The 12,327-nt window shown below is 37.8% G+C and carries 9 protein-coding genes; 1 reads left to right on the plus strand and 8 read right to left on the minus strand.

Annotated elements, in window-relative coordinates:
* Positions 1-239: 239 nt before the first annotated feature.
* The 8 genes from rhaS to J7E67_RS05485 all read right to left on the minus strand — a co-directional run bounded on the left by rhaS (position 240) and on the right by J7E67_RS05485 (position 11,330).
* Positions 240-1,286 carry a rhamnose ABC transporter substrate-binding protein gene (gene rhaS, locus J7E67_RS05450; RefSeq protein ID WP_214731160.1) on the minus strand — a complete coding sequence of 349 codons (1,047 nt, stop codon included), beginning with the start codon at positions 1,284-1,286 and terminating at the stop codon, positions 240-242.
* A gap of 69 nt (positions 1,287-1,355) precedes the next feature.
* Positions 1,356-2,366: an ABC transporter permease gene (locus tag J7E67_RS05455; protein ID WP_214731163.1), complete on the minus strand. Its 1,011-nt coding sequence runs from the start codon at positions 2,364-2,366 to the stop codon at positions 1,356-1,358.
* Positions 2,367-2,368: 2 nt separating this feature from the next.
* Positions 2,369-3,376, minus strand: coding sequence for an ABC transporter permease (locus J7E67_RS05460; protein ID WP_214731165.1), 1,008 nt, complete (start codon positions 3,374-3,376; stop codon positions 2,369-2,371).
* A 19-nt stretch (positions 3,377-3,395) separates the two neighbouring features.
* Positions 3,396-4,931: a sugar ABC transporter ATP-binding protein gene (locus J7E67_RS05465; protein ID WP_214731166.1), complete on the minus strand. Its 1,536-nt coding sequence runs from the start codon at positions 4,929-4,931 to the stop codon at positions 3,396-3,398.
* 202 nt (positions 4,932-5,133) lie between these two features.
* Positions 5,134-6,753: a response regulator transcription factor gene (locus J7E67_RS05470; RefSeq protein ID WP_214731167.1), complete on the minus strand. Its 1,620-nt coding sequence runs from the start codon at positions 6,751-6,753 to the stop codon at positions 5,134-5,136.
* Positions 6,743-8,572: a cache domain-containing sensor histidine kinase gene (locus J7E67_RS05475; RefSeq protein WP_214731168.1), complete on the minus strand. Its 1,830-nt coding sequence runs from the start codon at positions 8,570-8,572 to the stop codon at positions 6,743-6,745. Before J7E67_RS05475 ends, J7E67_RS05470 begins: the two co-directional genes overlap by 11 nt.
* Positions 8,562-9,596, minus strand: coding sequence for an autoinducer 2 ABC transporter substrate-binding protein (locus J7E67_RS05480; RefSeq protein ID WP_214731169.1), 1,035 nt, complete (start codon positions 9,594-9,596; stop codon positions 8,562-8,564). Before J7E67_RS05480 ends, J7E67_RS05475 begins: the two co-directional genes overlap by 11 nt.
* Before the next feature lie 231 nt (positions 9,597-9,827).
* Positions 9,828-11,330 (minus strand): L-fucose/L-arabinose isomerase family protein, encoded by a 1,503-nt coding sequence (locus J7E67_RS05485; protein WP_251026582.1) that lies wholly within the window; start codon positions 11,328-11,330, stop codon positions 9,828-9,830.
* A 115-nt stretch (positions 11,331-11,445) separates the two neighbouring features.
* On the opposite strand from J7E67_RS05485, the gene J7E67_RS05490 reads away from it, so the two are divergent.
* Positions 11,446-12,321 (plus strand): helix-turn-helix transcriptional regulator, encoded by an 876-nt coding sequence (locus J7E67_RS05490; RefSeq protein ID WP_214731170.1) that lies wholly within the window; start codon positions 11,446-11,448, stop codon positions 12,319-12,321.
* Positions 12,322-12,327 lie beyond the last annotated feature (6 nt).

Here is a 12,327-nt window from a genome sequence, read left to right on the forward strand (position 1 = left end):
CTCCTTATTTTACGATTCCCTTTTGGCATACCCTTTTCCCTATACAATAATGAATTTGCTTTTTAGCCCCCTTCTTTTAAGGTTATATACAAAACAGTTTTTGTAACTGAGCTGCATCATTTTATAAAAAACTAGAAAAGAATATGTTAAATTAATTCCAAATTTTATAACTCAAAGGAAAAGCCTGCAGTATTCAATCAATCTCCAGGCTTTTCTTAAGTTCATAGTTTATTGAAATTTTAGTAAACTTCCTTCCACTCAGCGATGTTGCTTGAATCAAATTTGAATGGATCGCCAAGCATGATTTGTGTGCCGTCTCCATCTTGAACTACTTCTTTGTCACCAATATCTCCTGCAGAGAATTTATCTCCGACCTTACCTGTGATTTTGCCGCTTACAAGTGCATCCGCCGTGTAGCCTGCAAGATACCCTACATCAATTGGATTCCATAGGTACATCCAATCACAGACACCGCTTTCAATATACTCAGCCATTTCACTTGGCAACCCAAGTCCTGTTAGTTTTACTTTGCCTTTCAATCCCTTATCTGTTAATACTTTACCTGCGGCAGCAATTCCAACCGTAGTAGGGGCAATAATGCCTTTAAGGTTTGGATAAGATTTTAATAGTGCCTCTGTTTCAGACACACTCTTGTCTCTTAAATCATCACCATAAGCTACTTTGACAAGTTCAATGTCTTTGTATTTAGGGTCTTCTAATTCTTTTTTCATCCATTCAATCCATGTATTTTGATTTGTAGCCTGTGAAGTAGCACTTAATACAGCAATTTGTCCTTTGCCGCCAATCATTTCAGAGATTGCCTGAATTTGTACGCGGCCGATTCTTTCTGGATCAGCCTGGTTTACGTGCACCATTCGGCTCTTTGCATTAACAGCGGAATCTAGTGACAGCACCTTAATCCCTTGGTCCATTGCCTTTTTCAATGCAGGCTGGAGTGCATCCGGATCATTACCCACAATGGCAATACTGTCTACTTTTTGTGAAATAAGTTCCTCAATCATTTGAATTTGTGCTTCAGCGGTAGGCTGGTCTGGTGCTTTTAAGATGGCTTCATGGCCAAGCTCTTCAATCGCATTTTTAAACCCTTCCATCTGCTTTTCACCATATGGATTCCCCGTGTTTTTAAAAACAATTGCAAATCTCTTCTTACCATCTTTAGAACCTTCCGCTTTTCCCCCGCTGCTGCTTGGAGCAGATTGGCTACAGGCTGCTAATACTGAAAATACAATGAAAATCGAAAGAAATATCATAGCGTACTTTTTCATAGAGTTGATCCCCTTTTTCGTTTATTTTTTTACATAAACAGTCAAAGACTGATTTGTAACAATGAAAGATTATCCAGCTATTTGTTTTGATTGACTCTTAACTGCTTTGGTTTTTAGCTTGACTTTGGGCTTAAGGTTAGGAACCATAACAGCAATAATTAGGAGAAGGCCAATAATAATCATCAGTACCTGTGCAGGCATATTGATTAGTCCAAGACCATTACGAAGGAAACCTATTAAGAATACTGCGATAACCGCACCAATCATTCTTCCTTTACCACCCGCCGTACTGATTCCGCCTAAAACTACCATAGCAATCACATCAAGTTCATACCCTGTAGCGATATTAGGTCTAGTGCTCCCCATTCTTGAAGTTAAAAACAGTGCTGTAATTGCAGCCATTAATCCTGCTAGTGTAAACACAATAATTTTAATTTTATCAACCTGTACTCCAGAAAATCGGGCAGCAGTCGGGTTGTTCCCGATCGCGTAAACCCTCCTACCAAAGGTTGTTTTGTGTAACAAAAGGCCAAATATTACGGCTAGGACAAGGAAAGCAATCAGGATAAATGGAATTCCAAAAACATATCCCCATCCAAGAAAACCAAACCATTCTGGGAATGATCCCGCCGATTGATCCTCAAGGATGATATAAGCAATCCCCCGGTAAATAATCATGGTAGACAGGGTAACAATAACCGCAGATAATTCCTTAAATTTCACAATAAGCAGACCATTGATTAAGCCGCAGATGGCACCTACGGCAAGACAAATGACTACAGCAAGTTCCATAGGAACCCCTAATGTATACAGGTGCGCCATAATGACGGAGGCAAGGGCTACAATGGAAGCAACAGAAATATCAATATCGCGAAGAATGATAATTAATACCATTGGAAATACCATGAATGCCTTATCAAGGAATGTCATCGTTGCATCTCGTAAACTATTAAAGTCAAGATAGTATGGTGATAAACTGGTATTTATTATGTTCACTAGTATGAATAGCAAGACGAGCAGCCATTCCCATTGAAGGAAAAATGACTTCAACGAGAAACTCTTTTTGTTTAGATTTTTCATAGTTAGATTTTCCTCCTCATGAGGGCATTTAAATCTACTCCTCTTTTTACAAGAGCATTTAATACCACCGCAATCAGGATAATGGAACCTTGAATCCCCATTTGCCAGAATGGTGAAACATTTATGAGTGGAAGAGCATTGTTCAAGATACCAATGAGTACGGATCCTAAAATAAGTCCAGAGATCTTTCCAGAGCCTCCCGCAATATTCACGCCTCCAAGTACACATGCTGCAATAACGGTTAATTCATAGCCTGAGGCGGTATCGCCTTGAGCGGAAGCGAATTTCGAAACCCATAAAACACCAGCAAGACCTGATAATCCACCCATCAACGTGTATACAAGCCAAATGATCCGATCATGATTAATACCGCTAATCTTTGCGGAATCAGGATTACTTCCGACTGCGTAAATTTGTCTTCCTGTTCTCGTATGATTAATAAAATAAAAGAAGATCAGATACGTAATGACTGCGATTAAGATTAAATTATTAATCCCTAGGAAAGATCCTGTTGCAATTCCTTTGAAGCTTGCTGGCATTTGATGGGCACTCACCCATTTACCACCGCTCACCATAAAGGTTAAGCCTCTAAAAATGTACATCATCCCTAAGGTTGCAATTATAGGTAATACTCCCCCTTTGGAAATAATCACTCCGAGAATCCCCCCGCTTACAACACCTACGAGAATTCCTAATAGAATGGCCAAAAAGGGGTTTAGGTTTGGATACGCGCCTACTGTCAGCGCTGCGATCATTCCTGACAATGCCAGCGTGGCCCCAATCGAGAGGTCAATTCCCCCTGTAATGATAACAAGCATCATACCAATCGCAAGAATACTTAAGATTGCCGTATTGGTAATCATATCGTTAAGATTTTCAAGTGTTAAAAAACTTGAATTCCTTAATTGAACAACGATTGACAAAAGGATAATAAATCCTAGTAATCCAACTTCCCGAAAACGAGCAATACTCGCACTAAGTGACACCTTTTCTGTTACTTTTTCCGCCATTTCTCATCTCCCCCCTCCTTTATAGACCTGATGCTTCTCGCGAGTCACTGATAACGTTGTTCTCTTTATTCATCATCGCGGCTTCTAAAATTGCTTCTTGTGTTGCTTTCTTCCCTTCGATTTCAGCTGTAATTCTTCCCTCTCGCATCACAAGTATTCTGTCACTCATACTAAGTACTTCCGGCATTTCGGAGGAAACCATAATCACTCCATATCCCTGACATGCAAGGTCACTGATAATTTCATAGATAGCTGATTTTGCCCCAACATCAACCCCTTTGGTTGGTTCATCAAGGATGATAATATCCAAATCAGAAGTTAATAGTTTTGCTACAGCTACCTTTTGTTGATTTCCACCCGATAGCGAACTGACAAGGTTATAGATACTTGGTGTCTTTACACTTACTTTTTTAGAAAGACTGCTGGCAATCGCTTCTTCTTTCTTCTTATTTAACCAGCCTTTACTTGATAAACGGTCTAATGAAGGCAGTGTAATATTCTTATCGATGCCCCAAGAAAGAATGAGTCCCTGTTGTTGCCGGTCTTCCGGCAAATAGCCAATTCCTTGTTTCATTGCCTGCAATGGATTCGTAATCTTTGTTTCTTTTCCTTTTATCAGGATCTTTCCTTTATCTGCGGGTTCTATTCCAAATAAAGCCTGACATACCTCACTTCTACCGGCACCTACTAGACCGGTAAGACCTAAAATTTCCCCTTTTTGAAGTTTAAAAGAAACCCCTGCAAAAAATCCTGTTTTCCCCAGATTCTCTACACTTAAAACTTCTTCCCCAATTACGGCTTCGGTTTTAGGAAATAGCTGCTTGATCTCCCGCCCAACCATAGCCACAATAAGATCTTCATTAGATATATCATGGACTCCCCAAGACCCAATGTATTTCGAATCTCGGAAAACCGTCACTTTGCTAGCTAACCGGTACATATCTTCAAATCGGTGTGAGATAAAAATCACGGAAGTCCCACTATCTCTAAGCTTTTCTGTAATCCGATACAGTTCTTCACTTTCATTCCTGGTTAAGGCGGCAGTGGGTTCATCCATGATGATGATTTTTGCGTTTGTTGAAAGTGCCTTGGCAATCTCTACAATTTGCTGTTCGGCCACACTAAGAGTCCCCATTAGCGCTTTTGCATCAAAGTTTGCTCCAAGTTCCTTTAATAGCTTATTTGCCTCCGCATGCATTTCTTTCCACAGGATTCTTCTAGTTTCTTTTTGGAGTTTCTCATGTCCCATAAAAATATTCTCCGTAACATTTAAATCTGGAAAACAAGTAACATGCTGATAGATGGCAGCAATCCCCATGCTTTTGGATTCCTTTGGATTTCGAAACTCTACCTTTTGACCGTTTAGGTACATTTCCCCTTCATCCGGTTGATGAACACCAGTGATTACCTTAATAAAGGTAGATTTTCCCGCCCCGTTTTCTCCCATAAGAGCATGGATTTCTCCTGGTTTAAGTTGAAAATGAACATTGTCGAGAGCCTTGACCCCTGGAAAGGTTTTGGTAATCCCTCTTAATTCGAGTACAAATTCGGACATTTTTTCACCCCTAACAATTGCTTTTATCCATTAAGATTATTCATCCTAATACTTTTGATCTTTTAGCATTTGATATTATTATTTGAATCCGCTTACATATAGATTACTCATTCTCCTTTCCTTCGAAAAGGAGATAACTTTCGGGTTAGGGGGTCAATCCTCGGTAATATACTGAAAATTAAAAAAACCTCCAGATAGGAGGTTAGAAGTTATATTTTGCTTTTTCCTTAAATTTTGAAGGTACATCTCCAAAATACTTTTTAAATAGTTTACTAAAATATTTGGTATCGGAATAACCTACTAACTGTGATATGTCATAAATTTTTAGTTCGGTTGAGATAAGCAGTTCTTTAGCTTTTTCGATTCTGGTTTTTGTAACATAATCCAGAATTGTTTCCCCTGTTTGATTTTTGAAGTACTCACAAAAATAGGTGGGATTCATATGGATCGCTTTAGCAATTTTATCGATGGTAATACTCTCACCTAAATTGTCTAGTATCCATTTCTTTGCTGTTGCAACAGGGTCAGGTACATCACGTTGGTTCACTTTTTCCAGTATTTTAAAAACTTTTTGCATCCAGTCTTTAATATTAACCTTTAATTCTTGAAAACTCGGTGATTTTTTTGTTAGTTGGAGTCCATCTTGGATTAAGGGAATATCATCCTTTGCCTGTGCATTCTTCAGTAGAAAATTTACTGTCTGGATAGACATCGATTGGATATTCCTTTCAATTTCTTGCGGCGAAGCTAGCTTTTCTAACTCCTTTAGAAACTGATGTAAAAGCCCAAATGCCTCCTCCTTTTGAAAACGTTCAAGAGCTTGTAATAGCCTGTTGATCGTAATATCTAACTCTTTTGACTCCTTTATCATATCCTTATTAGGTAAGTTCTTCTCCATGAATGAAAAGGTATAGATTTGATTTCCTCCAAAAACTAAACGGAATTGAAGTAAGGATAAAAGTTCATCCCGCATATTGGGAAGTAATGCCACATCATGAAACACTCTGCTAATGGCAATGGTTGCGGATTGCTGATAGTCGTATTTTATTTTTGACCTCAGCTTCTCAGCAATTAAGTTTTCGTGCAATTCTTCGGCCCGGTCATTCTGAATTAACACCCAAGAAGATAATTCTTCACCCTTCCAGTTCCAAAAACGAGTTGTAGTTCCTTTATAATATTTTGATAAAATGGAGTTTATCTCAGTTTCAACAATTTTAGTCCAATTTTCAAGTAAAGCATCTTGTTTTACAGTTACTACATGATCTTTTGAGATACATAAAAGATAGTAGGAACCAAACGGAAATTCCTTCGTCCACTCCATTTCTGAGAGGTCAATATCTTGTCCTCTAGTTAATTCACTCAACCTTTGAACTTGCTTTACAAAGTTGAGTTGGGTATCCATCTCTTCCAACTTCTCTTCGTCTTCCCACTTTAGATTAATTTTCTCTTTAATCTTGTTTAACTGCACCCGGAATTCATCTCGCATTAGTGGTTTTACCATATAATCAATTGCACCTTCACGAATTGCCGTTTGCAAGTACTTGAAATCATTAAATCCACTAATCACAACTGCTTCGAATGAAGACCAATTTCTTAATTCTTTTATTAATTCTAGCCCATCCATGCCTGGCATTTTTATATCGGTAAACAGTAAATCAAAACCTATGCTTTCTTTTTGAAAACTTTTGATTAATTCGATGGCGCTTTTAAAACTACCCACAACTTCATATTCCTCACCACATGATAATATTAATCTCTCAATTCCTCGCCTAATTCGATTTTCATCATCGACCACGATCGTCTTTATTTTCCTAGTTTCCAATCTCCCCATCTCCGTCCATATCTACTGCAAGCATTTCGTTTTTCAATAAAGGAATTGAAATAGTAACCTCTGTTCCCTTATGTATCTCACTTTTTACCTGTAGCCCATATTGATCCCCAAACATCATAATTAATCTTCCATGAACATTGATTAAACCAAATTTGGAATCCCTTTTCCCCATTGGATCTGACTGAAGATATTGATTGAGTTCGGATAAGATGTCTTCAGGAATCCCAGGACCATTATCCCTAATTTTAAAGAGTGCTTTTTGTTTTGCTTTTAGCGAGTCACCACTACCAGTAATAAAAATTTCAATCTTAAATTCTCCTTGATGATCTAAGCCATGCTTAATAGCATTTTCTACAATAGGCTGCAGAATAAATTTAGGGGTTATATATTCTTTGATATCGATCTCTTCGTGAATGGAAAATTCGATACGATCTTCAAATCTAATTTTTTGAATCGTTAAGTAATCCCGTGTGTGCTGAATCTCTTGTTCAATTGTTACCATTTTTTCTTTATTACTAATCGAGTATCTTAACATTCGACCAAGCAGTGAGACCATTTCCACAACTGTGTCGTCTTCATCTTCTTCTACTGCCATTCCGATTGTTTCCAGAGTGTTGTACATAAAATGCGGATTGATCTGCGACTGAAGAGCATATAATTCTGCTTCTTTTTGCTGTAATTTTATTTGATAATTCTGCTTGATTAAATCTTTGATTTCCAGAACCATTGAATTAAAGCTTTTTGCAAGGATGCCAACTTCATCCGAACTCTCAATAGGAAAATCTACATCAAAGTTTCCTTTTTCCACCTTTTTCATTAATTTCGATAACCGATGGATGGGTCTGGATACACTCCATGCTAGAAATAATGAAAATAATAGACTTAATAACACAACCACGATAAACACTGCAATTGTTGCATTTCGTACTAAATCAGTTCTTCCGGTAAGATTTTTCAACAGCACACTGTGGACTAGGATCCATTGGTCAGGGCCCGACCTGCTAATACTGAAAAGTTTACTCTCTTTTTCCGAAGTAGTACGAAAACTGCCATTGATTTGGGGATACTTTAACAAATCTTTATTAACCTTGCCTATGTATTGTGGCTTTGAATGGTAAATAATTTGCCCATTCTTATCCATTAACCAAATATCTGATTTGTTAACGGTTTCAAGATTTTCGACAATATTTTTTATAAACTTTAAATCAACAGCAATAAACATGGTGCCTAAATTCATCCGGTTTTCTGTATCTGTAATTTGACTCATCAACAAAATAAAAGGTCGATTGTTTTTAAACTTCAATGTTGTTTGACTTGGAAAAATAATTTCCTGTTTACCTTTTAAATCTAAATCCTGTCCTAACGGTAATGTCTTTTTTTCGAAGCCCGTATAGGAATCTTTTGAACTCTCAAAAAATCTGTTTTTCGATAAAATAAAAACTCCAAGGATATCTGAATTTCCCCCATTTATATAGGTGTTCGTTAAATAGCTGTTAACATAAAATTTATCATGTAAAAGGGAGGAATTGTTTTGGTAAGAGTCTTTACGAAGCACCTCAATAACCTGGCTAGAATTATAAAGAAGGTCTGGGAGCTGTTTTATTTCATTTAATTGATCTGCAATCCGCTCATTTGCTTGGTCTAATACCTTAGGGATATATTCACCGACCTGCTCTTCGATGGATCTCGTATATTGCGTATAGGCAAAGTAACCTAGGAGTGATACAGGAATCACGGTAATTAATGTATAGGTTATAATGAGCTTTGTCATTAAACGGGAATTTTTGAACCTTTTCCATTTAAAAATCATACTGATCCACATTTTCCTTAGTAAAGTCAATCGGTTCTCCCATAATTACCATGTCATCAATTACTTTTATTTTCCCTACTTGTGGAATCTGCTGCCGGTCATATGGGCGGGTTCCTTCTAGAAGGTTGTCAGCTAGTACAACAGTAAGATATCCTAACTTCTTTGGACTCCATAATGTCACAACTTGTGCATAATCCTCTTTCAAATATTTATTCATTGGATTAGGAGGTGATAAACCTACAACTGCTACCTTTCCTATTTTCCCTAAGTCTTTAACAGCCTGTGATGCTGCTGGAGGGCCAACCGAGGAGTTTCCAATAATGCCTTTTAAATTTGGGTAGGTGGATAATAATTTTTTAGCTAATAGGTAGGCTTTATGAGGATCGTCATCTGATGCAACGACTTCTACAAGTTTCATTTTTGGATAATATTCGCTTTGTTGGATTTTGATCCAATTTAACCACATATTTAAATTTGCAGCTGAATTCGCACCTGTGATAATTGCAAAGTCACCTTCTTCGTTAACATTCCATGCAAGTGTATCCATTAGATGTCTTCCAAGTGTTTCAGGGTTCACCATATTAATGAAAAATTCCCTTGAACTTGAGTGAGTATCTGCATCCCATGAAATCACTTTTATATTATGACTTCTCGCCTTTTTTAACACGGGCACTAGTTTGACTGGGTCATTTGCAGAGACAGCAATGACATCTACTTTTTGGCTAATTAAATCGTTAATAATATTGATTTGCTGCGTGGCATCTGCCATAGTGGGACCTTTATAGATTACATGAACTCCAAGCTCTTCTCCGGCTTCAACGGCTCCTTCTTCCACTGCGTTAAAATAAGGAATATTAATTAACTTGGGGACAAGGGCAATGGTTACCTGGCGTTTTTCACTCTTTTCCTGAGGACTTTTTACGTCACCCTTTGAATAAACAATTTCATATTCCGTCCGTTGATTGCAACCGCTTGCAATAATAAAAAAAATTAGAGGAAATATAATATAGCCCCGTTTAATCATTTTTTCCCCCCTAGTGCTATAAAATTAGTAGTTTAGTATTAATTATATCAAAAAACAGGCTTTAGATGTGAGATCTATTGTAATATTTCGAATTATTAATTATCACTATTCACTTAGTGTATAGAGGGATTTGTAGGTTTACAATAGCAAAATCAAACAATAATTCGATCCATATAACACAAATTAAAAGGATGACTCCGAACATTATAGAGTCATCCCTTACCCAAAATTTTATAGTGTAACAAACTTACAGCTTAATAGTTCTCCTACTTTATTAAATAGTGAAGCATTATTGCCGATGGACATGGCACAATGATGTGTCGGTGCTTCATTGAACCATCTTTCCATATAAATATCAGGATGATCCTTAAACTTCACAGGAGTTTGAGTGTTGCCAATTCGCATGATTGGTCTATTAGTTGAAATACCTTCGCTTACGATAAACTTAAGCTTTCCATCTCCTGTCTGGGTAACATTCAGGGTTGTTACAGGTCCAGTTTTGACCTTTGCTTCAACCGAAACACCAGTCCCCTGCTTGCCATGATATAAGCCCATCCCCCTAAGGATTGGTTTTCCATCAGAATTAGCTAAATGAAACGGCCCATCGTGTCCGAGGAGAATCGTTTCATCAATATAATCCACAACCACTATTTCTGAAAAACTACCACCAGTTCCAAGGATATCGCAGATTTTCATTGCAATTGCTGTCTTTAGATCGCCTTCCCCTGAGCAAGGAATCCCTCTAGCAGTTAGTAAGGAATGGCCAACAATGAAGCCTGATTGCAGCTTCTCAAATTCACTATTTGGTGCCCCATGATAATAGTAGGAAAGGGCGTCAAGATCAAATTCCCTCACCAACTTTTCTTGAGCAACTGCGACTTTGCAAGCCCACTCCAATTGATCAGGAGTCGGTATCTTTGCAATTGGATCAGATGGAGAGTCACCGCTTATTTCAAAAAATTGGTAGACTTCCTCCATTTTACTTTGAACCTCACTAGATGTTACTCCCTTTAACAACCTGTCTAGGTCACACATTTCCAGTACCTCAACATGAACCCCCGTTTGCGCTTGGACCATCGTAAAATCACTATACATATCAAGCATTCCGCTGTAGGTATTACCCAAGAATCCAAATCGGCTATGCCTTAATGTTCGTGGCACAGAAGCAGCCCGGACCCATTCATTGATTTGGTTCCAAGCGGCAATTGCTTCTTTTCTGTCATCAGTCTTTTCATTAGTAATTGAAATAGCAGGAGTATTATCTAAGCCCAGCAGTCCATTGACCACTCTGAATTTAATTCCGCTGCGATTAAAGGCGTTGGCAATTTCCGGAGTCGGGCAGGCCCCACAATGGGCAAGCCATTCCCCAGTTGTTGTTTGCTCGTAATTAATCCGCTCGGTTGGCTGGAGGTTAAGTATAACCGCTGGGGCTTTACAAATTTGATGGACTGGTAAAATAGCAGAACTGGTAGAATAAGTACCTGAGTGGCAAAAAACGATATCTACATTTTTTTCATTAAACCACTCTCCTGCCTTCCTCGCCGTATTTTCCGAATCTACTAAACCAAAATTGAACACTTCACCGTGCTCTGACATCTTTTTCCCAATAAAACTGCCATACTCAATTAATCTTTCTTTTAACCCAGGGAATTGATTCCAGTATGCCTGGAGTCCTATCGTATATAAGCCAACTCTCCCCTTTTTTATAGGTTTAATAGGTGCGAGTGTCTGCAATTGGTCCCCTCCCAAAAATAATACTTTATTATTAGATTGTAGTCGCTTACACTCTAAATAACATCAAACTATCTTGTTCATTTATAACAGTATCTTGCTTAAAGGAGGATGTTGCATGGTTACTTTTAAAGAACGTGCGTCCTATGACTGGTCAGAAGATTCCGTTAGGATTATGGCCACCCCCAGCTCGATTGCCAGGAATACATTTTTTTATGTACAAGAAATAGGCAGCTTCCAAACAAAGCCTAACTATTTTACAGAGAGAGAACATCTTCCTTCCTATTTAATTGTTTTCACCCGAGGCGGTAAGGGTTACTTAACCTATGACAATAAAAAATATACCCTGCTTCCCAATCAGATTTTTTTTATAGATTGCATGAACTATCATTACTATGAGACGGATAAAAAGGAGCTTTGGGATATTATTTGGGTGCATTTCAATGGTCCAGCGAGTCAGGGGCATTATCATTATTTTCAGCGACACGAATCTCCAGTAGTATCAGTGCCTGAAAATTCTCACATTACTCAAATCATGAGCAACCTTTTAGATGTCCAGCAAACCCATGATTTTCATAAAGAACCGATCTCTTCAAAATTAATAACTGATTTATTAACGGAGCTTATTTTTGCGGCAAATACAACTATCCCCTCTGGGGCGCTCATCCCTGATTCAATAAGTAGTATCATGAAGGAGTTGGAAAAGAGGTTTAACGCGAGGATTTCACTTGATCAGTTAGCTTCAGCACATGCGATTAGTAAATTTCATTTAGTAAGAGAATTTAAGAAATATACAGGAATTACTCCAAATGAGTATCTTATCAATTGTCGAATCTCCTATGCTAAGAAGTTATTAAAATACTCAGACCTCTCTGTATCTGAGATTGCTTATTCGGTAGGAATTGATAATGTCAGCCATTTTATTAATTTATTTAAATCTAGGGAACAAATCACGCCCCTTACTTATCGGAAACAATGGCAAAAACAAAATTAATCCTAT

It is taken from the genome of Bacillus sp. ISL-46 (assembly GCF_018613205.1).